Consider the following 675-nt stretch of genomic DNA (forward strand, 5'->3'; position numbering starts at 1 on the left):
GTAAAGCTTTCAGCTTTGAGCCAGTTATAAAAACCCCTTTTGATTTGTTAAAACAGTTTGCGGTCTGGCAACTGCAAATGTTCAACAAGAAATCAAAAGGGGGTCCCTATGAGGGACGAAAAGAGCTTAGCGCACACGCGATGGAACTGTAGATATCACATGGTTTTTGCGCCGAAGTACCGAAGAAAGGTGTTCTACGGGGAAAAGCGCAAAGCGATAGGCAGTATCTTAAGAAAGCTGTGCGAATGGAAAAACGTGAATATTCTGGAAGCAGAATGCTGTGTGGATCACATCCATATGCTTCTGGAAATCCCGCCCAAAATGAGTGTGTCGGGTTTTATGGGATACCTGAAAGGAAAGAGCAGCCTGATGCTTTATGAGCAGTTTGGCGATTTGAAGTTCAAATACCGTAACAGGGAGTTCTGGTGTCGGGGGTATTACGTTGATACGGTTGGGAAAAATACAGCCAGGATACAAGAATACATAAAGCACCAGTTGGAAGAGGATAAAATGGGTGAGCAACTCTCGATCCCCTATCCGGGCAGCCCGTTTACGGGCCGTAAGTAATCCATAAATGCAAATGTCAGATCGCGATGCGCCTGTTAGGGCGCGGCTGGCAACAGAGCCTTATAGGCGCATATGAAAAACCTCCGGCTATGCCGGAGGATATTTATT

1 protein-coding gene is annotated in these 675 nt (G+C 46.1%); it reads left to right on the forward strand.

Features of this window, described 5'->3' with window-relative positions:
* Positions 1 to 108: 108 nt before the first annotated feature.
* A complete protein-coding gene (tnpA, locus tag ACQ4OC_RS19605) occupies positions 109 to 567 on the forward strand; it encodes an IS200/IS605 family transposase (protein ID WP_064516638.1) in 459 nt (152 codons plus the stop codon).
* Positions 568 to 675 lie beyond the last annotated feature (108 nt).

It is taken from the genome of Yersinia sp. J1, from assembly GCF_050586585.1.
GTDB classification, from domain to species: Bacteria; Pseudomonadota; Gammaproteobacteria; order Enterobacterales; family Enterobacteriaceae; genus Yersinia; species Yersinia entomophaga.